The sequence below is a fragment of the Streptomyces sp. N35 genome (assembly GCF_016464295.1).
In the GTDB taxonomy this organism is placed as follows: Bacteria; Actinomycetota; Actinomycetes; order Streptomycetales; family Streptomycetaceae; genus Streptomyces.
On the sequence record NZ_JAEIMH010000089.1, the window covers coordinates 16187 to 38236 of the forward strand.

Here is a 22050-nt window from a genome sequence, read left to right on the forward strand (position 1 = left end):
TCATCCGCAGCGTTTCCGCAGCCCATGCGCTGTGGCGCGCCCGCACGCCCTGCCCTGCCCTGCCACGCCCGCCCAGCCGCCCGCCCCCACACACACAGCCGCACTCACGAAGGAGCCGCTCCCCATGTCGTTCGACCGTCGCCGTTTCCTGCGGACCACCCTCACCGGAGGCACCGCACTCGCCTTCGGCGCCCTCGGCGCCCGCCCGGCGCTCGCCGCACCCGGGGGCTTCCCCGACTACCGCTACGTCCGCACCCTCCTGACGCCCGCGCAGCTCACGTACAACCCCACCGGCGAGATCATCTTCCCGTGCGTCCGCGGGGTGTACGACAAGTTGTCCTCACCGCTGGGCCGTTACTACCTCTACTACGCGCCCCACGACGCCCCCGGCGGCATCTGCCTCGCGTACGCGGACCGGCTCGAGGGCCCGTACACCGAGTACGCGGCCAACCCGATCGTGAGGAACGACTGGTCCCCGCACTACAAGGTCAGCCATGTCTCGTCCCCGCACGTGATGTGGAACGCCGAACACCGCGAGCTGTGGCTGTACTTCCACGGCGAGAACACCACCACGCGCCTGGCCCGCTCCAAGGACGGCATCCACTTCACGTACGACAAGACGGTCCTGACCACGTCGATGCTGCCGTCCGGGACGACCGAGGCCTCGTACGCCCGGGTCTTCCGGCACGATCTGCCGAGCCGGGGCGCGCGTTACGTCATGGTCTTCATGCGCAACGACACCACCAACCACCGTGACATCGGCTGGGGTTGGTCGGCGGACGGGCGGAACTGGCAGTTCGCCGCCGAACCGCTGATCGACCACGCGGCGGTCGGCGCGGTCAACGTGTCCGGCGCCCACCTGCTGACACGGAACGGCAGCACCTACGTCGTCTACCACACGGACAAGTCCAGCGGGGGCAACATCCTGATCACCGAGGTCGGCAACGACTTCACCCGTCGCAACCACCTCGGGGTCTTCTACGACTCCTCGTCCGCGGCCCCGGAGAGCGGCCGCGCGGCCGCACCTTGCTTCGGCACGGACGGCGGAGTCCCGTACATGATCTACGAGGCGGGCGACCGGCTGGCCGGTTCGATCGCGTTGGCTCGGGGCTGACATGCGCGGCGGGCGGGGCGGTACGTCCTGCCCGCCGCCTCACACCACCCTGACCCGCACCCCCGCCTCCCCGATCGCCGCCAACTCGCCCTCAAAAGCGCCCGAATCCGTGATCAGGGTGTGCACGGCGGACAGCGGACAGATCTTCGCGAAGGTCGTGCGGCCGAGCTTGGTGTGGTCCGCGACCACGACCGTGCTGCCCGCGTGGTGCGCGAAGGCGCGGTCGGTCGCGGCCTCCAGCTGGTCGTGGGTGGTGCAGCCGTGCGCCGCGCTGATGCCGTCCACGCCGAGGAAGGCGATGTCGGTGTGGTGGTCGGCGAGGGTCTTCTCGGCGATGGGGCCGACCAGTTCGTAACTCTCCTTGCGCGCGGTGCCGCCGACGACGATCAGGGTGACCTCGGGGTGCAGCACCATCGAGGCGGCGATGTTGACCGCGTTGGTGACGATCGTGACGGGGCCGCGTTCGGCGAGGAGGCGGGCCACCTCACTGGTGGTGCTGCCGCCGGTGAGGCCGACGACCGCTCGCGGCGGGACGAGATCGGCGGCCGCGCGGGCGATGGCGAGCTTCTGCGGGGAGCGCTGGTCCAGGCGGTGCTGCAACGGCAGTTCGAGGCTCAGGCCGCCGCGCACCGCACCTCCGTGGGTGCGCTCCACGAGACGCTGCTCGCTCAACTGCCGCAGGTCCCGGCGCACGGTGGCCTGCGAGACGCCGAGCAGCAGGGCGAGCCGGCCGACGTCCGCGCTGCCGTGCGCCGCGACAAGCTCGAGTATCCGCAGGTGACGGTCGCTTCTCAGCACGCGGTGAGCATAGTCCCGGGCGGCTGCCGTGGTCCCCGTATGAGCAAGAATGATGCGCGAATCTGCGCGAGTTGAGGATCGATCGCTCAAGTTCTGTCCCTTGACACGGCAGTCCGCGCTCGATTTACTCCCTGGCACGCCGATGTCGAACCTCGGCGCAGAGGTACGCCTAGCCGGTAGGTGGCCATGGCCACGAGCCCGGACTGAGTCGCCAGGGCCGTCGAGGGTCCGAGGCGGGGACGTGCCCTCCACATGTGGAGCTCTGCGATGAGCCTCAATCGTGTGTCGAGCAAATACACAGCGGCCGGTGCCGCCCTCGCGGCCGGAGCGGCTGTCTGTCTCCTTCTCCCGTCGACCGCATCGGCCGGGGCGGCGGCGGTGCCCCTGCCGCCGCCGCACGCCGGCTTCGACTACCAGATCGGCGGGGCGTACACCCCGCCGGCCGGGGTGCGGGTGGTCAGCCGGGACCACGAAGCGTCCCCGGCTCCCGGTCTGTACAACATCTGCTACGTGAACGCCTTCCAGGCGCAGCCGGGCGCCGAGGGGGAGTGGGACGACGACCTGCTCCTGCGGGACGGCAACGGCGAGATCGTCTACGACGGCGACTGGGGCGAGGCCGTCCTGGACCTGCGCACCGCCGGCAAGCGGCAGCGCATCGCCGCCAAGGTGGGCACGTGGATCGACGGCTGCGCGGACAAGGGGTTCCAGGCGGTCGAGCCGGACAACTACGACACGTTCACGCGCTTCCCCGACTACCTCACGGCGAACCAGGCGAAAGCCTTCATCGCGCTCCTCGCCGACCGCGCCCACGCGGGCGGCCTCGCGATCGCCCAGAAGAACACCGCCGAACTCGCCGGCGTGGGCAAGGAGACAGGCCTCGACTTCGCCGTGGTCGAGGAGTGCGGCGCGTACAACGAGTGCGGTGACTTCACCGCCGAGTACGGCGCTCACGTGGTCGTCGTCGAGTACAGCGCGAGCGGGCTGCGCAAGGCCTGCGACGGGTGGGGCGATCAGCTGAGCATCGTCCGCCGTGACGTGGACGTCTCGCCCGCGGGCAGCAGCGGGTATCTGCGCCGGACCTGCTGACCTGCTGACCTGCCGGCCTGCTGACTTGCCGGACTGGGCGGTCAGGAGCCCTCGGGCGCACCGGTTTTCGGTGCGCCCGTGGGCTCGGGCCGCCCCGCGCACTGCGTACCGCTCACGGTTTTGCGCCCACGGTTTTCCGCCCGTCTTCCGTCCACCGTTTTCCGCGAACCCCCTGGAGGCAGTCATGACCGCAGCACCCCGTGGACCCGGAGCGCCGGCCCGCCGCAGCGTGCTGCGCGCCGGTTCGGCGGCGGCGCTCGCGGGTGCGCTCCCCGTCGCGCTCTCCGGCTGCGCCGGCGACGCGTCCGGCGGGGTCGGCGCCGACGGCAGCGTCACCATCCAGCTCTGGCACGGCCAGACGGACACCGCACTGAAAGTGATCAAGAGCCTGGTCGCCGAGTTCCATCGCACCCACCCCGGTATCCACGTCGACCTGGGCGGCGGCGTGCTCGCCGACGCCATGCTGCAGAAGGTCACGGCGGCGCTCGCCTCGGGTGCCTACCCCGACGTGGCGTTCATCTTCGGTTCCGACCTGGCGAGCATCGCGCGCAGCCCGCAGGTCGTCGATCTCACCGAGCACGTACGCGGCGGTGCCACGCCCTGGACGAGCTACTGGCCGTCGGCCCGCGAAGCGGTCACCATCAACGGCCGGGTCCGGGCGGTGCCGGCGATGGTCGACTGCCTGGCCATGGTCTGCAACAAGAAGCTGTTCGCCGAGGCCGGCCTCGAACTGCCCGAACCGGGCTGGACCTGGGCCGAGTTCACGGACCTTGCGCGCCGTCTCACCGCCGCGGACCAGGGCCGCTTCGGCACCGGTTGGCCCGGCACCGGCGACGAGGACACGGTGTGGCGCCTGTGGCCCCTGATCTGGGGCGCGGGCGGCGAGGTGATCGCCGAGGACGGCAAGCACATCGGCTTCGCCGAGGAAGGCGTACGGGCCCTGGAGGTCGTACGGAACCTGGTGCGCGACAAGAGCGTGTACGTGGACCCGAAGCCCGGCAGCGAGCAGATGTACAAGGTGTTCCTGTCCGGGCGGATGGCCATGGTGCCCACCGGACCCTGGCAGCTGCCGGACATCATCCAGGCGAAGCTCGACTACCACGTGGTGCCGCTGCCCACCTTCGACGGCGACCCCGTCACCATCTCGGGCCCGGACACCTGGACGGTCTTCGACAACGGCGAGGCCCGCGCCGAGGCCGCCCGTACGTTCGTCACCTGGCTCACCCGGCCTGCCCAGGACAGCCGTTGGGACGTGGAGGCGGGCAGCCTGCCGCTGAGTAGCGGCAGCGAGGAGAGCCCCGCCTGGCGGCGGCACGCCACCGGCACACCGGGCATGCCCGTGTTCACCGAGGCGCTGACCTCGGCCCGGGTGCGTCCGGTGCACCCGGCGTACCCCCGCATTTCCCAGGCCCTCGGCGAGGCCATCGTCTCCGTGCTGCTCGACCGCGCCACGCCGGCGGCGGCGATCCGCACCTGCGCCGAAGACGCCAACGCCGCCCTTCTGATACCGCGTTGAGGACCCCTATGCCACGACTTCCCGCACCCCTGACCCTGCCACCGGACCGTGCAGCCGGCCGTGGTCCACGCCGACGCCGCCGCACCGAGGCCGCCACCGCCTGGGCCTTCGTCTCGCCGGCCGTCCTCGTCATTCTCGGCCTCAGCGTCGTCCCCGTGCTCTGGTCGCTGCTCCTGTCCTTCCGCGCCAGCGACCTGGTCACCCCCAGCCGCTGGGTCGGCCTGGACAACTACCGCGCCCTGGCGCAGGACCCGCACTTCCACGAGGCCGTGCGGAACACCCTCGTCTACACGTTCCTGTACGTGCCCCTGAGCATCGTGGCCGGACTCGCGCTCGCCCTGGTGCTCAACCGGCGGATCCGCTTCGTCGGCTTGTACCGCACCCTGTTCTTCGTCCCGTTCGTCGTCTCGGCCACCGCCCAGGGCGTGCTGTTCTCCTTCGTCCTCGACCCCGAGTTCGGGGCTGCCAACTCGGTCCTGCACCATCTCGGCGTCTCCGCCCAGGGCTTCCTCACCGACCCTTCCCAGGCCCTGTACGTCCTGGTCGCCATCACGCTGTGGAGCGGCACCGGTCTGTGCACGGTCGTCTATCTGGCGGCGCTGCAGGACGTGCCCCAGGAGCTGATCGAGGCGGCCCGCCTGGACGGAGCCCGGCGCCGCCACCTCCTGCGCCACGTGACCCTGCCGGCGCTGACCCCGGTCAGCGTGTTCCTGCTCCTGTGGCAGACCATCCAGGCCCTGCAGGTCTTCGACCTGGTGTACGTGACCACCAAGGGCGGTCCGCTCGGCTCCACCACGGTGATCGTCTACTTCATCTGGGAGCAGGCGTTCAAGAACTTCACCGCGGGATACGGAGCCGCCGCCGCGTACGTCCTCGCCCTGGCGCTGTTCGTGATGGCCGTGCTGCTGCGGGCCGTCCGTGGCCGCGCCCGTACGGAAGCAGCCGCCTCATGACCCTCACCGCCCTGCCCGAGGCCACCCGGCGCCGCGCCGCCGCGACCACGGTCGCCCGCCGCCGTCTCCGACTCCCCTTCAGCGCCTGGCACTTGCTGCTCGCCCCGCTCGCCCTGCTGTTCGCTCTGCCGCTGCTCTGGCTGCTGGTCAGCTCGGTGATGAGCGACGCCGAGATCAACCGCTTCCCGCCCGCGCTGTGGCCCTCCGACCTCGACCTCGGCGGCTACCGCTATGTCCTCGGCAACGCGATGTTCCCGCGCTGGCTGCTCAACTCCCTGATCGTTTCCGGGGTCGCCGTCGCCTCGAACCTGGTCTTCGGCGCACTCGGCGGCTACGCCTTCGCCAGGATGCGCTTCCGTGGCTCGCGAGCGCTGCTCGTCCTGATGCTGGCCACCATGGCGGTCCCGTTCCAGCTGACGATGATCCCCACCTTCCTGGTGATGAAGCAGCTCGGACTCATCGACACCTTGGGCGCGTTGATCGTGCCGTCCCTGGTGACCCCGTTCGCGGTGTTCCTGCTTCGGCAGTTCTTCCTCTCCCTGCCCCGGGAGCTGGAGGAGGCCGCCTGGATGGACGGCTGCTCGCGACTGCGCGTGCTCTGGTCGATCGTGCTGCCGCTGGCCCGCCCCGCCCTCGCCACCGTCGCCGTCCTCACCTTCCTGACCACGTGGAACGACCTGTCCTGGCCGCTGATCGCGATCAACCACGACACCCAGTACACGCTGCAGCTCGGCCTGACCACCTTCCAAGGACAGCACCACACCCGGTGGTCCGCGGTGATGGCCGGAAATGTGATCACCGTTCTTCCGGTGCTGCTCGCCTTCCTCGCCGCGCAGAAGACGTTCATCCGCTCCCTCACCTCCACCGGACTCAAGGGCTGAGCCCTTTCCCGTACGAGAAGGATCTCCATGCCGCACCAGTACGACCTGCTCGTCGTCGGGGACGCGAACCCCGACGTGATCCTCGGCCCGCTCACCGCACCCCTCGCCTTCGGGCAGCGGGAACAGCTCATGGCATCGGGCTCGTTCACCGTCGGCGGCTCGGCCGCGATCATGGCCTGCGGGGCCGCGCGGCTCGGCCTGCGGGTCGCCTTCGCGGGCCGCGTCGGGGACGACGACGCCGGGCGCTATCTGCGGGACACCCTCGCCGTGCGCGGCGTGGACACCCGCGCCCTGCGTATGGACCCCGGCCTGCCCACCCCGCTGACCGTCGTCCTCACCCGGGGCGACGACCGGGCCGTCCTCACCTCGCCCGGCACGCTCGGGGTGATCAGCGGCGCGGACGTACCGGACGACCTCCTCGCCGCGAGCCGGCACGTCCACACCTCCTCGTACTTCCTGCAGCCGCGCCTTGCCGCAGACCTACCCGCCGTGCTGCGTGCCGCGCACGTCCACGGCGCGACCACCTCCCTGGACACCCAGGACGACCCGGCCGATCAGTGGCAGGGGCTCGACGCCGTACTGGCGGAGACCGACATCCTGCTGCCCAACGCCCAGGAAGCCCTGCGCCTTGCGGGTCCCGCCGCGACCGGCGTGCGCACGGCGGCGCAACTCCTCGCCGCGCGCGGCCCGTTGACCGTGGTCAAGAACGGCGCGGACGGCGCCCTGTGCCACGACGGCCGCGCCTTGTACTCCACTCCCGGCCTGCCGGTCGAGGTCACGGACACGGTCGGCGCGGGCGACAGCTTCGACGCCGGTTTCGTCGCCGCGACGCTGGACGGCCGACCGCCGCAGGAGGCGCTCGCGTTCGCCGTCGTCTGCGGCGCCCTGTCCACCCGAGCCCACGGCGGCACCACGGCCCAGCCCACCTGGGACGAGGCCCTCACCCACCTCACCCGTACCGGAGCACCTCTCGTATGAGCCGCAAGAGTCAGCTGAAGATCACCTTCGTCGGCGCGGGCAGCGTCGTCTTCACCCAGGGCCTGCTCGCCGACCTCTTCGCCTTCCCGGAGCTCGAGGACGTCCATATCGCCCTGCACGACATCGACCCCGAGCGGCTGACCACCGCACAGGCGGCTGCCGCGTACATAGCGCGCCACCGGGACGCCGACGCCACCATCACCGCACACACCGACCGCCGGGCGGCCCTCGCGGACGCCGACTTCGTCATCAACATCGTGCAGATCGGCATGGGCGAGGCCACCCACACCGACTTCGACGTCCCCGCCCGGTTCGGTCTGCGCCAGACCATCGGCGACACCCTCGGCATCGGCGGCATCTTCCGCGCGCTGCGCACGTTCCCGTTCCTCAAAGAGCTCGGCACGGACATGGCCGAGGTGTGCCCGGACGCGTGGCTGCTCAACTACACCAACCCCATGGCCATGAACATCCAGTACGTCACGGCCGCCACCGGTCTCACCAAGGTCGTGGGCCTGTGCCACTCGGTGTACTGGACGATGCAGGACCTGGCCAAGCTCGTGAACGTTCCGTACGAGGACCTCACCTACCGGGCCGCCGGGGTCAACCACCAGGCCTGGGTGCTGCGTTTCGAGCACGAAGGCCGCGACCTCTACCCGCTCCTCGACGAACTGATCGCGTCCGACCCCCAGTTGAGGCGACGGGTACGCGTCGACATGTACCGGCGGCTCGGGTACTACCCGACCGAGACCAGCGAGCACTCCAGCGAGTACGTGCCCTGGTACCTCCACCACGACAGTGAGGTGGAGCGGCTGCGGCTGCCGATCGGAGCGTATGTCGGGATCGTCGACGACAACGTGGCCCAGTACCACCGTACGAAGGAAGCACTCGCCTCCGGGGAGCCGCTGGCCGTCGAGGGCACGATGGAGTACGCCCCGCAGATCATCCACAGCGTCGTCAGCGGCACCCCGCGCACCGTCTACGGAAACGTCCCCAACCACGGTCTGATCGACAACCTGCCCGAGCACGGAGTCGTCGAAGTGCCGTGTCTGGTCGACGCCTGCGGTGTACAGCCCACACGGATCGGCGCGCTGCCGCCGCAGCTGGCGGCGCTCAACCGCACGTATCTCAGCACCAACGACCTGGTGGTACGGGCCGCGCTCGACGACGACCCCCGCCATATCCGCCACGCCGCCATGACCGACCCGGCGACGGCGGCCGCGCTGCCGGTGGAGCGGATCTGGCAGCTGTGCGACGCCATGGTGCGCGCGCACGGGGAGCGGCTGCAGCCGGGGCTGAGGGCGCTGCTCGGCGACTGAGGGCCAGGTGCGCTGCCCTCGCGGTTCGGCGATCGGCGCTCAGGTGCGCTGAGGGGACGCGCCGGGGCGCCGCCGGGGGGGCGGCCGGGGGGGCCGGGGGGGGGCGGGGGGGCCCCGGGGGCGGGGGGGGGGGGGGGGCCGGCGGCCCCGGGACGGAGCCGGGTCAGCCGACGGTGATCCGGTCGATGTCGGGTGCCCAGCCCGAGGGGTTGGCGATCGTGACGCTATTGCCCGTGCCGGCCTGCAGGTTCAGCCGCACGGTGGCCGTCGAGGTGGTCCACCAGTCGGCGGTCGGGCCGAACTGGACGGTCTGCGCCGTGCCGTTGCCGGCCCGGACGGTGGCGCTGCGGGCCGTCGCGGTCGCGTAGTGCACGGTCGTGCGCGTACCGCCGCTGCCGCCGTCGACACCGTTGAACGTGAGCGTCGCGCCGTTGCCGAGGTAGCCGACCTTGGCGCCACCGGAGCAGCCGGCGCACTCGGCGGTGACGGCGCCGCCCGCGAGAGTGTTGCCGGCGGCCTCCGCCTCGTAGCTCTTCGGGTCGTTGCCCTGGCCCGCGCCGACGCTCATGCCGCCGAGGTCGAGCCAGCCGTCGGCCTGCTGCCCTGCATTGGCGAACCGCAGCTTCTTGGCCGCCGGACTCACGTCCTCGAGCGGGTTCTTGGCCTTCATCACCAGCTGGTAGTCACCGGCGCTCACGGCCGAGAGATCCACCGTCGTGTCGAAGTAGTACGGGCGGCCGTAGTCCAGATACGTGGGGTCGGAGCCGACACCCCAGTCCGGGAAGGCGCGGATCTTCAGCGGCATGACCTTGCGCAGATCCCAGGAGGTCTTCCAGGTCTTGACCAGGTTCCCGTCACCGTCCTTGAGGCCGAGGCTGACCTCCCACGGGTAGTAGAAGGGCGCCACACCGTTGTTGGCGATCTGCACGCCCACCTTGGTGGAGCCCTGTGCCGTGCTGTGGAAGTAGGCGTTCCTGACGCCGAGGTCATAGCCCATGAGCCGGACCGCGGCGCCCACCTTCGGATCGTCCGCGGCGTACTCACCACTACGCTCGTTGATCTTCCAGGTGGTGTGCTCCAGCTCGACGCACGCCTTCATGTTGTCCACGGAACCGGTGCCACCCGGCCAGTCGGCGAACGCGGTGCTCTGGATCTCCGGCCGCACCTCGCCGCCCATGGACGCGGTGGTCCACTTGTTCTCCACGCCCTGCTCGACGGCCTTCTGCAGCTGGGCCCAGGGGGCTCCGCCCATCGAGACCGGCAGTGTCACACCGGCCGCCGGGCTGCCCTCGCGGTAGCAGAAGGAGTCGTCGTGGTAGCCGATGGCCGGGAGGCTGTTGGCCGCGCCGCCCGCGGATTCCGGGTAACGGACTTCCAGCCGGGTCTTCTTGAAGGCCGTGTTGTACGCGTGGAGCAGCTCTGCGCCGTTCGCGTCGGTCGGCATGTAATTCGGGTACGAGTCGCCGGCCGTGTCCGTGTCGTAGGGCCATGTGTGCCACTCGCCCCACAGGCCGACCAGGCCGAGGTGGATGTACCCCAGGCGCGGATCGCCGTCGTAGCGCGCGCCGAACGCGGCGATGAAGTCCTTGAGTGCGGTGCGCAGATACGGGCTGTCGTAGTCGGGGCTCGTGGTGCCCCAGTAGGTGTTCTCGCGGTTGGCGACCTTCCCGGCGAAGCAGGGCGGGATGGCGTTCGCCGGGTGGGTGCCGGTGCCGCCCGGATACTCCATGTAGAAGCGGATCGCCGCCTGGTGGCCCGCCTGCGCGATCTCCCGCAGAGCGCTGTCGAGGACGCTCCAGTCGTAACTCCCGCAGTTCGACCCGCTGTTCATGACCTCGGACAGACCGAAGTACGCCCAGGTCAGCGAGTGCGGATAGCCGGCGTTCTGGTTGCCGCCCGGCTGGTAGAAGCGGGCGAAGCCCTTGAGCGGATTGTCCACGGGAGCGTCGGCGGCGGCGAGGGCGTGCACCGGGAGCGCCGGGTCGGGGCTCGGGCCGGGTGCGGGACGCTCGGGAACTCCCGCCGCCGTGACGGCCGGTGCCTTCTTGCGGGCCTGTGCGTCGGGGTCCGCGGCCTGGGCGCCGGCGGGCAGCGCTACCAGAGCGAGTGCCGCGGCCGCGGCACACAGGGCTGCCGAGAGCCCTCTGCCGCGTCTGCGCAGGGACGTACGCATGGATCAACCTCCAAGGTAACGGGGGGAGTTGCAGGTCGGTTCCGTGGGCCCGGATCGTCACCGGGTTTATGCGCCAGCATTGACAAACTTTCGCTGTTGCTCATCAATATGTGTGCACGGCGCGGCACTGACAAGAGGTGCGGCGCGAGAACTCTTCGGAGGCGTAACCATGGGCGCCAAGACGGCAGTTGCGCCGCCGGACCAGAGCAGCGGCATACGGGCCGACGCGGCCAGGGAGCCGAAGAGGCCAGGCAGGCGACGTGACGACCGCAAGGCGGCCTGGCTGTTCCTGGCCCCGGCGCTGCTCGGCTTCTTGGTCTTCTACGCGTATCCGACGATCCGCGGCGTCCACTACTCGCTCACCGACTACAACATGCTCGCCCCGCCGAACTTCGTCGGCGCGGAGAACTACACGCAGCTGATCGGCGACGAACAGTTCTGGAACGCCCTCAAGGTCACCGCCTACTACGTGGTCCTCAACATCGGCTCACAGACCCTGCTCGCGCTGCTCCTCGCCACCCTGATGCACCGGCTGACCCGGTCGGTGGCGCTGCGGGCGATGCTGCTCGTGCCGTGGCTGGTGCCCAACGTCACCGTGGGTCTGCTGTGGATGTGGCTGCTCGACGCCAACCTGGGCTTCGTCAACCACGTCCTGGACGCCCTCGGCCTCGGCACTTCCGGCTTCTTCACCTCGCCGGACCTGGCCATGCCGGCCATCGCGGCGGTCAACACCTGGGCGTACACCGGCTACACGGCCCTGCTCCTGTACGCCGGGATGCTCCAGGTGCCCCAGCACCTCTACGAGAGCGCCTCGCTGGACGGCGCCGGCGAGTGGCGGATGTTCCACCGGATCACGCTGCCGCTGCTGCGGCCCGTACTCGCCCTGGTCCTGGTGGTCTCGCTGATCGGCTCGTTCCAGATCTTCGACACCATCGCGGTGACCACGAAGGGCGGCCCTGTCGGCGCCACCCGGGTCATCTACTACTACATCTACGAACAGGCCTTCGCGCAGTTCCACATGGGGTACGCCTCGGCCGTCGCGGTGGTCCTCGCGCTGGTGCTCGGTGTGCTGACCGCGGTCCAGATGCGCCTGCTGCGGGCCTCCCGCTCGGACCTGGCCTGAGGAGACGGACACCATGACCAGCACCCGTATCCGCATGAAGGTCTCGACCCGCACCCGCATCCGTACCAAGGTCTCGCCGGGCCGGATCGCCGCCTGGACCGTGCTCGTCCTCGCGCTCCTGGCCACCCTCTTCCCGTTCTACTGGATGGTCCGCACCGCCCTGACCCCGGCGGCCGACCTCTACTCCGACTCCACCGGGCTGGTGCCCGAGCACCCCACGATGATCAACTTTCTGCGGGTGCTCGGACTGACCGGCCAGGAGGAGGCCGTGGCCGCCGGCGGTTCCGGCGCCCAGGTCGACTTCCTGCGCTATCTGCTCAACTCCGTGGTCTACAGCGGTCTGATCGCCTCCCTGCAGACCCTGTTCTGCGCGATGGCCGGCTATGCCTTCGCCCGGCTCCGGTTCCCCGGACGCGATGCCGTGTTCGGCGTGCTGATCGCCGCGCTGATGGTGCCGCCGATCTTCACCCTGCTGCCCAACTTCGTCCTGGTGAAGAACCTCGGCTGGCTGAACACCTTCGCCGGCATGGTCGCGCCCGCCGTCCTCATGACCCCGTTCGCGGTCTTCTTCCTGCGCCAGTTCTTCCTGTCCATCCCGCGTGAGGTGGAGGAGGCGGCCGTCCTCGACGGGGTGGGCGCCTGGGGGATCTTCTGGCGGGTGGTGCTGCCGATGAGCCGCGGACCGCTGATCACCATCGGGCTCACCACGACGGTGTGGGCCTGGAAGGACTACCTCTGGCCGCTGCTGACCGGCCGTGACGAGGAGACCCGGGTGCTCACGGTCGCGCTCGGCATCTTCCAGCAGCAGTCCCCCAACACGCAGCCCGACTGGACCGGGATCATGGCCGGCTCCGCGCTCTCGGTGCTGCCCGTTCTGATCCTGCTGATCCTCCTGGGCCGCCGCCTGGTGGAGTCCTTGAACTTCACCGGCATCAAGTAGGTCCACCCCTCTTGCGCACACGCACCGGCACAACTCCCTTCCTGCTCAACCCACTCAGATCAGAGAGGTACGCCATCATGCGATCGACGCACCGGCGCGCGGGCGCGGCCCTGCTGTGCCTGGCCGCCACCGCCGGGCTCGTGTCCTGCGGGGGATCGGACTCCGCCTCGGGCAGGACCACGCTCGACTACTGGCTCTGGGACGACAAGCAGCTCCCCGCCTACCAGGAGTGCGCGGACGCCTTCGAGAAGGCCAACCCCGATATCGGCGTGAAGATCACGCAGACGGCCTGGAACCAGTACTGGCAGAACCTCACCACCCAGCTGACCTCCGGCGACGCCCCGGACGTCTGGACCAACCAGGCCTCGTACTACCCGCAGTTCGCCACCAACAGCCAGCTGCTCGACCTGCAGCCGATGATCGACCGGGACAAGGTCGACCTGTCCGGCTACCAGGCGGGGCTCGCCGACGTCTGGGTCAAGGACGGCAAGCGCTACGGGCTGCCGAAGGACTGGGACAGCATGGCGCTCGTCTACAACGCGACCCAGTTCGAGAAGCAGGGCGTCTCCGCCGGGCAACTCGCCGACCTCGAGTGGAACCCCGACGACGGCGGGACCCTCGAGCAGGTGATAGCGAAGGCGACCGTCGACACCGAGGGCCGCAACGGACTCGACCCCGACTTCGACAAGAAGCACGTCAAGACCTACGGCTTCCTGCCGGAGTGGGCCGACGGCGCGACCGGGCAGAACGGCTGGGGTCCGCTCGCCGCATCGAACGGCTTCACCTATCTCGACAAGAACCCCTGGGGCACCCACTACAACTTCGACGACCCCAGGCTCGCCGAGACCATCGCCTGGTTCAAGCGCCTGATCGACAAGGGGTACGCGCCCCGCTTCGACAAGCAGTCGAGCGTCGGGAACACCGAACTCCTCAGCGCAGGCAAGGGCGCGATGATGATCGCCGGCTCCTGGACCATCTCCACGTTCACCGACCCGAAGGCGCGGCAGAAATTCGCGTTCGCGCCGCTGCCGGCCGGCCCCGAGGGCCGCAAGAGCTCGCTGAACGGTCTGTCCGACGCGATCTGGGCCGGCACCGAGCACAAGGAAGAGGCCTGGAAGTGGGTCAAGTACCTGGGCTCGGCCGAATGCCAGGACAAGGTGGGCAAGCGCGGCATCGTCCTGCCCGCGCAGAAGTCGGGCACCGAGGCCGCACTCGCCGCGCACAAGGCGGCGGGGCGTGACATCCATGTCTTCACCGACGTGGCCGCCGACAAGAGCAATACCTTCCTGCTGCCCGTCACCGAGCACGGCACCGAGATCAACCCGCTCGTGCAGGACGCCGTCCAGTCGGTGATCCTCGGGCAGGCGCAGCCCGGCCCGGCCCTCAAGAGCGTCAACGACAAGGTCAACGGCCTCTTCAAGTAGCGCACTTCACCAGCAGGGGCGGCAGGGCATGCCTGCCGCCCGCCTCCTCCCGTACAGATGCAAGGAGATCCATGGCCCAGCTCCTGGACGTCGGCGACCACACCTTCGCCGTCGAACTCGAAGGCGACGGAGCCCCACGGCCCGTCGACGGCGGACTGCTGCTGCCGCCCGGACGCGTCGCCGTGCTGCACGGACTCGGCGACGCACTGTTCTACCGGCACGGACACAACTCATGGAGCCCGTGCGGATGGCGCCGGCTCTCCGCGCCGCCGCTGCGCATCGCAAGCGCCGAGCGCCGGCTGACCGCCGACGACACGGTCTGGGACGACCCCGCCCGCCACCACTCGTCCGCCCTCGCCGCGCTGGAGGGCCCCGACGGCCGGATCCTGCTGCTCGGCGCACTCGGCCTCGACATACCGCGCCTGGCCGCCGACCAGGACACCCTCGTCGGCTGGTACGAGTCCGCGGGCGCGCCCTGGTTCCTGGCGTACGGCACCGAGGAGGAGGTCTTCGGGGCGTATGCCGCACAGCTCGCGGAGCGGCTCGGGCGCAGCACCAAGCGGGCCGGCAACGTGTGGTGCAGCTGGTACGCGTACTACGAGAACATCACCGAGGAACTGCTCACCAAGGACATCACCGCCCTGCGCGGACTGCCCTTCGACGTCGTGCAGGTGGACGACGGCTGGGAGCGGGCCGTGGGGGACTGGCACGCCAACGACAAGTTCCCCTCCGGGATGCGGGCGTTGGTGGACCGCATCGACGACGCGGGGCTGCGCGCCGGCCTGTGGATCGCGCCGTTCATCGCCCTCCCGGGCTCCGAAACCGCCCGCGAACGCCCGGAGTTGCTGCTGCGCGGCGCGGACGGTGAGCCGGTGATCACCGGGCACAACTGGGGGACCGGCTACTACGCGCTCGACCTCACCCGGCCCGCCACCCAGGACCATGTACGCGAGATGATCCGGCGCGTCACCCAGGACTGGGGGTTCAGCTACCTCAAGGCCGACTTCATCGGCGCCGCCGCGGCACCCGGCGTACGCGCCGAGGATCTCGGGCGCGAGGCGGCGTACCGGCTCGGCCTGGAGATCATCCGGGAAGCGGCAGGCCCCGACACCTATCTCCTCGGCAGCGGCGCACCGTTGCTGCCCTCGCTGGGGCTGCTCGACGGCATCCGCAGCGGACCCGATGTCGCACCCCAGTGGGAGCACTACGCGACCCAGGACCCCTCCGACGCGCTGGCCCGCAACGCCGTGGTCAACACCCTGCACCGGCTGTGGCAGTCACCGCTGCTCGAAGTCGACCCGGACGTCGTGTACTTCCGCAGCCGGCTCAATCTCCTCACCGAGCATCAGCAGAGCTGGCTGCGCGACCTCGCCGACATCTGCGGCTTCCGAGCGGTCTCGGACCCGCCGGGCTGGCTGCACCCCGATGAACTCCAGGCGCTCACCGAGTACTTGGCGGCCGCGCCCGAGATCCGCAGGCTCGGCCGGTACCGGTTCGCGCTGGACGGACGCGAGGTCGACTTCAGCGCGGCGGTGGAGCCCCAGGGGCAGCAGCGCTATCCGATTTCCTGAAGCGAACCACGCGAACCACGCGATCGGACCCGGGCGACCCCCGGGAATTAGTAAACTGCCCAGCGATATCCAGCGGCGGGTACCGCGCGATCCCCACCAGGGAGTAGACCAGCATGGCGACCACGGGCACCGACCTGTCCCGGATGCGCGAGATGAACCAGCTGTCCATCGTGTGGGCGCTGCGCGGCAACCCGCCCTCGACCGTCACCGAACTCGCCGGCCGGACGGGCCTGTCCCGTCCCGCCGTCGACGTTCTGGTGCAGGCGCTGGTCACCGACGGCTGGGCGGCGGTGGAGGAGCCGGGCGCCAAGAGCGTGGTGGGGCGGCCGGCCCGCCGCTACCGCTTCCGCGCCGACGCCGGTCATGCGCTGGGCATCGACATCGGGGTGCACAAGATCCTCGTGATGCTGAGCGATCTCGAGGGCAATCTGGTCAGGACCGTGCGCCGGCCCGCCGATCCGGAAGCGGACCCTGCCGCACGGCTCGCGACGGTGGACGAGGCCATCGACGAGCTCCTGGCCGCGGCCGGCATGAGCGAGTCCGATATCTGGGGCCTGACCGTCGGCGTCACCGGACCGGTCGACGCGAGCGGCCGTACCTCCCTGTTCACCCCGCTGCCGGGCTGGAGTGCGGCCGATCCCGCGGGCCATCTCGCGGGCCGGTTCCGCTGCCCCATCCAGGTCGAGAACGACTGCAAACTCGCCGCGGTGGCCGAGCGCTGGAAGGGCGTGGCGCAGGACGCGGACGACATCGTGTACCTGCTCGCCGGCATCCGTACCGGCGCGGGCCTCATCCTCGACGGCACCCTGCGCCGCGGCCACGGCGGCGCGGCGGGCGAGATCGGCGCGCTCAAGGCCGTCCGCTGGCTCGATGCCCCCGGGCACCTGGCCGCCTGCCCCGGAGTGCCCGCGAGCGCCCGCCCGGGAGAGGCCGCCGCGTGGGTGTTCCAGGCGGCCCGCGACGGCAACCGCGAGGCGAAGACGGCCGTACGCCGCTATACGCGCGATCTCGCCGTCGGCGTCGCCGCGCTGGTGCTGGCCCTGGACCCGGAGATCGTGGTCCTCGGCGGCGGCTTCTCACGATCCGCGGACATCATCCTGGATCCCCTGAACCGCGAACTCACCAAGCACTGCCTGCGCCTTCCGGAGCTGCGCACCTCCACCCTCGGCGACGAGAGCGTGGCCCTGGGCGGACTGCGCCTGGCCCTCGACGACATCGACAACCGCATGCTCAGCGCGGAACTCGCGGCGCCCCGCGCACCGCGGGGATAGCTTCGGCGGGCATACCGCGGCCTCCGAAGAACCTCGCCGAGGTGAGGAGCGCCGGGCTCGGCTGCACCGGGCGTTGCAACCGGGCCGGGGGAGCCTTCTTCGACCGGCACTGTGGCTTGACCCCTTGGTTCCTCCTGGCAGATAGCCGCCATGGCGGCTTCCCGCCCGGCTCCCGTCATCGTTCTGCAACGTTCAACGACTGAGACTCTCCCCAGCACCCGGGAAACATCCCCCGCCCGGGGCTCGTCGTAGGAGAGGCAGTTCCATGAACAGAGCACCCTCGGGGCGCACGGCGCGGCTGCTGACAGCCGGGCTCGCGCTCGTTCTGCTCCCGGCGGGACAGCAGGCCCTGGCCGCCGATGACCCGGCGACCGCGCCCAGGACCCCCGTCAAGCACGCCGCCCTGGCCGCGCACACCGTCACGCTGATCACCGGCGACAAGGTGACCGTCACCGATGTCGGCGGCAAGAAGGCGGTCTCGGTCGAGCGGGCCAAGGGCGCTCAGGGCAAGGTCTTCACGACGACGGACCACGACGGCGACATCAGCGTCGTACCGGACGAGGCACGTGCGTTCCTCGCCGCCGGCAAGCTCGACAAGCGCCTCTTCGACGTCAGCGAGCTGATACGACAGGGCCTCGCCGACGCCGGGAGCGGCAAGAAGGCCGGCAAGGCCGGGGGTTTGCCGCTCATCGTCACGTACGGCAAGGGTGCACGGGCCGCGACGCCCGAGGGCGCCGACCGCGTGCGCGCGCTGCCCAGCGTGAACGGTGCGGCCGTCGAGGCCGAGCGGAACGCCGAGATGTGGAGTGCCCTCACCGACGACGGTGCGCGCACCAAGGCGTTCGGCGGCGGGATCGACAAGATCTGGCTGGACGGCAAGGTCGAGGCGACCATGGCCGAGTCCAACGCCCAGATCGGCAGCGCGAAGGCGTGGGAGGCCGGCCTCACCGGCAAGGGCGTCAAGGTCGCCGTGCTCGACACGGGTGCGGACCTCACCCACCCCGACCTCGAGGACCGGGTCACGCAGACCAAGTCGTTCATCGAGGGCGAGGAGGTCGCCGACCGCAACGGGCACGGCACGCACGTCGCCTCGACCGTCGGCGGCAGCGGCGCCGCGAGCGACGGCAAGGAGAAGGGCGTCGCGCCCGGCGCCGACATTGCCGTCGGCAAGGTGCTCTCCGACGCCGGTACGGGATCCGACTCGCAGATCATCGCCGGCATGGAGTGGGCCGCGAAGGACATCGACGCGAAGATCATCTCGATGAGCCTCGGCAGCCGTGAGCCGAGCGACGGCACCGACCCGATGGCGCAGGCCGTCAACAACCTCACCGCCGAGACCGGTTCGCTGTTCGTGATCGCCGCGGGCAACTCGGGCTACAACGGCGCGATCGGTTCGCCCGGCGCCGCCGACGCCGCGCTCACCATCGGCGCCGTCGACAACACCGACACCCGCGCGGACTTCACCAGCATGGGTCCGCGCATGGGCGACAACGCCCTCAAGCCCGACCTCTCCGCGCCCGGCGTCGAGATCCTCGCGGCCCGCTCCTCCCTCAGCGAGGGCGAAGGCGCGTACATGAGCATCAGCGGTACGTCGATGGCGACCCCGCACGTCTCGGGCGTCGCGGCGCTGCTCGCCGAGAAGCACCCCGACTGGACGCCGCAGCAGCTCAAGGATGCGCTGATGTCGACGTCCAAGACGCTCACCGACTCCCCTTACGACCTCGGCGCGGGCCGTGTCTCCGTCCCCGACGCGGTCGAGGCGCAGGTCACGGCGTCGGGCAGCGCGGACTTCGGCTTCTACGGCTGGCCGTACGAGGGCAATGAACCGGTCACGAAGACGCTGACCTACACCAACCACACCGATCAGCCGGTCGAGTTGACGCTCGCCGCCGAGGGCGCGGACTACCTCACGCTCGCCGACAGCACTCTGACCGTCCCCGCGAACGGCACCGCCTCCACGACCGCCACCGCCGACGGCGCGAAGGCCGCGGTCGGCAACAACGGCGGCCACATCACCGCCGAGGCGGGCGGCAAGACGGTCGCGCACACCGCGTGGGGCCTGGTGAAGGAGGAGGAGCGGTACACCCTGACGGTCAACGTCAAGGACCGCGACGGCTCCCCGATCCCCGGCTCGTTCAGCCTGCTCAAGCTGGCCGCCGGTGAGGAGGGCTGGGGGTATGACGTCGGCGCGTCCGGCACCGTCAAGCTCCGCCTGCAGCCCGGCACTTACGCGCTCGACGGCTTCGCGGACGTCAAGGGCGGCAACGGCAAGGACTCGCTCGGCCTCGGCTACTTCAACGAGTCCGAGATCAAGCTCGACCAGGACCGCGAGATCACCCTCGACGGGCGCAAGCTGCGCCAGATCGAGGCCGAGGTCGACCGGCGCACCGAGACCCGCCAGCTGATCATGCAGTACACCCGTGAGGCGAACGGCACGGGTCTCGCCGGCTATGTGCAGGTCCCGCTGACGTACGACTCGGTCTTCGCGGCGCCCTCGAAGAAGCCCTCGACGGGCACGTACGAATACCGGACCGTATGGCGCCTGGGCAAGCCGACGCTCTCCGTAGAGGCGGGCGGCCGGCGCATCGGTGAGGCCACCGTGCAGGCCGGCGGCACGATCCTGGACGACGACCTCGAGCTGGCGGTCGTCGACGCGGGCGACGGCAGCAAGGCCGCGTACGAAGGAAAGGCCGTCAAGGGCAAGGCGGTCCTGGTCCGCGCGACGGGCACCGTCTCGGCCATCGAGATCGGGCAGAACGCCCAGGACGCGGGCGCCAAGGCGCTGTTCGTGAGCGACGCGCAGGCGGGCCGGCTGATGGACTGGTTCGGCACCGAGGCGTACGAGGACCGGCCGCTGCACATCGCGACCGTCAACGCGGTGGACGCGGACCGGATCTCGGACGCGGCCCGGCAGGGACGCAGGCTGGAGCTGGAGGGAACGGAGTACACGCCTTACAAGTACGACCTGACCGACGGCCACTCGGGAGCGATTCCGGACCGCGACCTGACCTTCGAGCCCGGACGGCGTGATCTGGCCGTCCTGGACACGAAGTTCCACGCGGCGAAGAGGGTCGACGGCAGCGACCAGCGTGTGTCGATGACGAGCGCGTACCCGATCGGCGTCGGCTTCCCCGAGCGGATCTCCCTCCCGCAGGAGCGCACCGACTACGTCTCCACCGGTGAGGGCCAGAAGTGGGCCGAATCCATGACCGTCGGCCCCGGCACGATGGAGTCGCGCAGCGGCGTGATCGCCTACAAGGGCGGCAGCCGTCAGGAGCTCGACTGGTTCAAGCCGGTCCTGCACCCGTGGCTCGGCACCGGTCTCGGCTGGGGCCAGCAGCGCTACGGCAACAATCTCCAGTTCAACGTGCCCGGCTGGGGCGACTCGGGTCCGGACCACACCGGGTTCGGTGATGTGTGGAGCGAGACCTCCGGGGTCACCCAGCAGACCAAGGTCTACGTGGACGGCAAGCTCGTCGACGACAAGATGGGCTCGGGCGCGTACGCCTGGTCGGAGGACGTCGAGTCCCGCGTCCAGGACTTCAAGGTGGTCACGGACACGACCGCCGACCCGGCCCGCTGGCACACGTCGACCCGGGGCCACTCCGAGTGGACGGTCAAGTCCGGCCCCACACCGGCGGACTGCTACACCTTCCTGCCGATGCTGAACCTCGGCTTCGACGTGGACACGGACCTCGCGGGTGATGTCCGCGGCGGACGGATCGTCCCGGTCGGGATCTTCGCGGAGTACGTGAAGGGCGCACCCGACACGGGCCGGATCGGCGCCGGCGCCCTCGAGGTGTCGTACGACGACGGCGCGACGTGGAAGTCCGTGAAGCTCCTCGACGGCAAGGGCGATTCCTGGAAGACGCTGCTCGCCGTCCCGCGCGACGCGAAGTTCGTCTCGCTGCGGGCGTCGGTCGAGGACGACCGGGGTGCGTCGGTGAAGCAGGAGATCATCCGCGCGTTCGGGGTGAAGTAACCCTCCGCACACGCGGTGCGGCGGGCCGGCCAGGGGGACTGCCCCGCCCGGCCGTCGCGGTGGGGGGTCTGGGGGTGAGGGGGTCCGGGGGGCAGGGGCTCAGGTGCTCAGGTGCTCACGTGCTCGTGGAGCATCAGCCAGGTGTCGCCCCGCCGCACGATGACATGGATGCCCCGCCGTCACGGCCGATGTCGCCGTGTGCCGGTACCGGTGCGCGTGGACCGGGCTCGTCGACGGCGCACCGCGGTCGGGCCAGGGTTCGGCGACGAAGGGCAGGACCCGGGTGATGTCGTGACTGTTGTCGGCCTGCTCGCACTCGCCCACGAAGGCCGTGAGCCGGCGCTCGAGCGCGGTGGGGGCGATCCCGGCGCCAGGCCGCATCAGTGCACGCACAGGCAGAACGGATGGCCGGCCGGGTCGGCGTAGACGCGCCAGTTGGCCTCGGGGTCGAGGTGGTCCGTGCGTTGCAGGACGGTGGCGCCGAGGGCCAGGGCGCGCTGTTCCTCGGCGTCCAGGTCGTCGACGTCGAAGTCGAGGTGGAGCTGTTGCGGGTGGTCCTGGCCGGGCCAGACGGGCGGACGGTAGCCGTCCACCCGCTGGCAGGCCAGGGGAGTGCCCTCGAAGCCGTGGACCTCGATCCAGTCGGGCTCCTTCGGGTCCGTGACGACGCGGCCGCCGAGCAGATCCGCGTAGAACCGTGCGAGCTCGAGCGGATCGGCGCAGTCCAGCGCGACCGCCTGCAGCTTTCGAATCACTTCCTGCACTCCTTGTTCTGTGCGACGTCCGATGCGACGTCCTTGTTCTGTGCGACGTCCGATGCGACGTTCCGTACGACGCGGGGGCACGCGAGTGCGTACCCGGCAGGCCCCCCCGGCGTGGCCCCCGGGGGGGCGGGGGGGCCCCGCGCGGCGGGGCCCCGCGGCC

16 protein-coding genes are annotated in these 22050 nt (G+C 70.5%); 13 read left to right on the forward strand and 3 right to left on the reverse strand.

What is annotated here, in order from left to right:
• Positions 1-124 precede the first annotated feature (124 nt).
• Positions 125-1114, forward strand: a complete 990-nt coding sequence (locus JAO81_RS34375) for a hypothetical protein (protein WP_199551905.1) — start codon at positions 125-127, stop codon at positions 1112-1114.
• A gap of 39 nt (positions 1115-1153) precedes the next feature.
• Here JAO81_RS34375 and JAO81_RS34380 read toward each other — a convergent pair whose 3' ends face one another.
• A complete protein-coding gene (locus tag JAO81_RS34380; RefSeq protein WP_199551906.1) occupies positions 1154-1912 on the reverse strand; it encodes a DeoR/GlpR family DNA-binding transcription regulator in 759 nt (252 codons plus the stop codon).
• 267 nt (positions 1913-2179) lie between these two features.
• Between JAO81_RS34380 and JAO81_RS34385 the strand changes: the two genes are divergently transcribed.
• The 6 genes from JAO81_RS34385 (at position 2180) to JAO81_RS34410 (ending at position 8642) form a co-directional block, all read left to right on the forward strand.
• Positions 2180-2998: an endo alpha-1,4 polygalactosaminidase gene (locus JAO81_RS34385; RefSeq protein ID WP_199551907.1), complete on the forward strand. Its 819-nt coding sequence runs from the start codon at positions 2180-2182 to the stop codon at positions 2996-2998.
• A gap of 184 nt (positions 2999-3182) precedes the next feature.
• The gene (locus tag JAO81_RS34390) at positions 3183-4514 is read left to right on the forward strand and encodes an ABC transporter substrate-binding protein (protein WP_199551908.1); all 1332 of its coding nucleotides are present in this window, start codon (positions 3183-3185) and stop codon (positions 4512-4514) included.
• Positions 4515-4522: 8 nt separating this feature from the next.
• The gene (locus JAO81_RS34395) at positions 4523-5467 is read left to right on the forward strand and encodes a carbohydrate ABC transporter permease (protein WP_199551909.1); all 945 of its coding nucleotides are present in this window, start codon (positions 4523-4525) and stop codon (positions 5465-5467) included.
• The gene (locus tag JAO81_RS34400; protein ID WP_199551910.1) at positions 5464-6348 is read left to right on the forward strand and encodes a carbohydrate ABC transporter permease; all 885 of its coding nucleotides are present in this window, start codon (positions 5464-5466) and stop codon (positions 6346-6348) included. The genes JAO81_RS34395 and JAO81_RS34400 overlap by 4 nt, the downstream gene beginning before the upstream one ends.
• 27 nt (positions 6349-6375) lie before the next feature.
• The gene (locus JAO81_RS34405; protein WP_199551911.1) at positions 6376-7326 is read left to right on the forward strand and encodes a carbohydrate kinase family protein; all 951 of its coding nucleotides are present in this window, start codon (positions 6376-6378) and stop codon (positions 7324-7326) included.
• Positions 7323-8642, forward strand: a complete 1320-nt coding sequence (locus tag JAO81_RS34410; RefSeq protein ID WP_199551912.1) for an alpha-glucosidase/alpha-galactosidase — start codon at positions 7323-7325, stop codon at positions 8640-8642. Before JAO81_RS34405 ends, JAO81_RS34410 begins: the two co-directional genes overlap by 4 nt.
• Positions 8643-8805: 163 nt before the next feature.
• On the opposite strand, the gene JAO81_RS34415 is transcribed toward JAO81_RS34410, so the two are convergent.
• Positions 8806-10815, reverse strand: a complete 2010-nt coding sequence (locus JAO81_RS34415) for a DUF4832 domain-containing protein (RefSeq protein WP_199551913.1) — start codon at positions 10813-10815, stop codon at positions 8806-8808.
• Between the two features lie 169 nt (positions 10816-10984).
• On the opposite strand from JAO81_RS34415, the gene JAO81_RS34420 reads away from it, so the two are divergent.
• The 6 genes from JAO81_RS34420 (at position 10985) to JAO81_RS34445 (ending at position 21126) form a co-directional block, all read left to right on the forward strand.
• Complete coding sequence (locus JAO81_RS34420; protein ID WP_199551914.1) at positions 10985-11938, forward strand: carbohydrate ABC transporter permease; 954 nt, start codon at positions 10985-10987, stop codon at positions 11936-11938.
• A 13-nt stretch (positions 11939-11951) separates the two neighbouring features.
• Positions 11952-12878: a carbohydrate ABC transporter permease gene (locus JAO81_RS34425; RefSeq protein ID WP_199551915.1), complete on the forward strand. Its 927-nt coding sequence runs from the start codon at positions 11952-11954 to the stop codon at positions 12876-12878.
• Positions 12879-12955: 77 nt separating this feature from the next.
• Positions 12956-14302 carry a sugar ABC transporter substrate-binding protein gene (locus JAO81_RS34430; RefSeq protein WP_199551916.1) on the forward strand — a complete coding sequence of 449 codons (1347 nt, stop codon included), beginning with the start codon at positions 12956-12958 and terminating at the stop codon, positions 14300-14302.
• A 71-nt stretch (positions 14303-14373) separates the two neighbouring features.
• Complete coding sequence (locus tag JAO81_RS34435) at positions 14374-15873, forward strand: glycoside hydrolase family 36 protein (RefSeq protein WP_199551917.1); 1500 nt, start codon at positions 14374-14376, stop codon at positions 15871-15873.
• 113 nt (positions 15874-15986) lie between these two features.
• A complete protein-coding gene (locus JAO81_RS34440) occupies positions 15987-17144 on the forward strand; it encodes an ROK family transcriptional regulator (RefSeq protein WP_199551918.1) in 1158 nt (385 codons plus the stop codon).
• Positions 17145-17409: 265 nt separating this feature from the next.
• Positions 17410-21126, forward strand: coding sequence for a S8 family serine peptidase (locus JAO81_RS34445; protein WP_199551919.1), 3717 nt, complete (start codon positions 17410-17412; stop codon positions 21124-21126).
• 380 nt (positions 21127-21506) lie between these two features.
• On the opposite strand, the gene JAO81_RS34450 is transcribed toward JAO81_RS34445, so the two are convergent.
• The gene (locus JAO81_RS34450; RefSeq protein ID WP_199551920.1) at positions 21507-21881 is read right to left on the reverse strand and encodes a VOC family protein; all 375 of its coding nucleotides are present in this window, start codon (positions 21879-21881) and stop codon (positions 21507-21509) included.
• Between the last annotated feature and the right edge of the window lie 169 nt (positions 21882-22050).